This window comes from Cryobacterium sp. TMT2-10 (assembly GCF_004403075.1).
Lineage (GTDB): Bacteria > Actinomycetota > Actinomycetes > Actinomycetales > Microbacteriaceae > Cryobacterium > Cryobacterium shii.
In genome coordinates, this window is record NZ_SOGW01000047.1 from 1 (window position 1) to 1,548 (window position 1,548).

Consider the following 1,548-nt stretch of genomic DNA (forward strand, 5'->3'; position numbering starts at 1 on the left):
GGTCCAGGAAGGTCCGCCCGGCCGGGGACGCGTAGGTGAGGAACACCCCGATCTGGCAGTTTTCCACCCGCCCGGCGGTGCCCGAATACTGGCGGGCCATCCCGGCCGACGCCGTCCCCTTTTTCAGGAATCCGGTCTCGTCAATCACCAAAATCCCCTTGGGGTCGCCCAGATGCTTTTTCACGTAGCCGAACAAGGCATCGCGCACGGTATCCGGGTCCCAATCCGTGGTCGAGAGCAGCCGCTGCATCCCATCAGGGGTGCCATGGCCGGCCCGCTCGGACAAGGTCCAGGAGTTCTTCCGCTCCTCGTCCGAGAGCAGGCCGCGAATGTAACTGACCGCGTTGTTCCGCGGTTCCGAGCGTGCAAACTCGTCCCCAATCAACCCGCGGATCTCCTCGAGGCCCTGCGCCCATTCCTGGATCTCTGCCACCCAAATATCATCGCTCACTCGTCANCGATTAAAACGCCGATACAGCCAAAAATAAACGCGACTGTAGTACTAGGCGCCCTCAACGACGCCCTCAACAACGACGACGCCAGCGCGCTCACGAGGGTGATTACCGTTCCCGAGCTCACTGCTGCATAATCAGAAACACTGACCTGCACGGTGTCGAGAAACTCCACCACTCAGCGGGACGTGACCGAATCCTGCTTCATATCAGCAAAGGCCGAACAGAATATGACCCCGGAAAAGGGCAGGACCGCGACGAACAGGTAGCCCTTGCAGATCTCCCCGGTGACCATATCTGTCACCGGCAGCGTGTCGCCGGCCCAGTCCATCAGCAGTGCTCGGCCCGGATCATGGTGCAAGGTCGCCACGACGTCATGGGTGTTGACGAACTCAGTGAACAGCTCGCAGTACCGCGAGTACCCGTACTTTCGGCCCTGCTGCGCCGAGTCCAAACCCACATACATTCGCCACCCCTGCTGCAGAGTGAAGTGCTTGTTGTTCTTCATCGACTTCAAGGTCCCCGCGAAGTCAGGCTGGACGAAGGCTTCCGACACGCTCCGGCGCTTGTCGGGAAACAGTTCCGCCCACTGCTCTTCGCTCATCGCCGAGGTCGTCGCGGCGGTCAAACTCTTCGCCGCGACGGTCTTCTTCACCAACGAGATGTCCCGGCGCGAACACCCCACCAGGCCCACAATCTCGTCGTAGCTGCGCCCTCGAACACCAAAGCTGTAATGGCCTTGTAGCTCGCCATCAATGCCTCCTCCGTTAGAAATCGGCAACACCTGTTGTGCTGCCGTCCTTCCAAAGAGACCAGATGCAGATGACCGCAGTACCAACTCCGCGGAACGGCAGTACCAACAACGTGGACTACCGGTACCAACTCGGACTACTCGCCACCTATGCCCGAATTTACATCGCGGGCTGCACGACGCACCTATGCCAACGGCGTTACTCAACAACCATTCGAGACTCCGGCCGTCTTTCAACCCATGGGTCGCTGACGGCGCTCAGCGAAATTCCCCAGTCCTGCTCATCGAAGCTCCCCAGGTCGCGGGGATAGATTAGCGGAAGTTTGTGCCCGTTGTCACGCGGCG

At 60.2% G+C, this 1,548-nt stretch carries 2 protein-coding genes; both read right to left on the reverse strand.

What is annotated here, in order from left to right:
* On the reverse strand, positions 1-424 hold a 424-nt coding region (locus E3T37_RS05550), incomplete at its 3' end, for a transposase (protein ID WP_370292314.1).
* A gap of 206 nt (positions 425-630) precedes the next feature.
* Complete coding sequence (locus tag E3T37_RS05555; RefSeq protein WP_134365821.1) at positions 631-1,236, reverse strand: transposase; 606 nt, start codon at positions 1,234-1,236, stop codon at positions 631-633.
* Between the last annotated feature and the right edge of the window lie 312 nt (positions 1,237-1,548).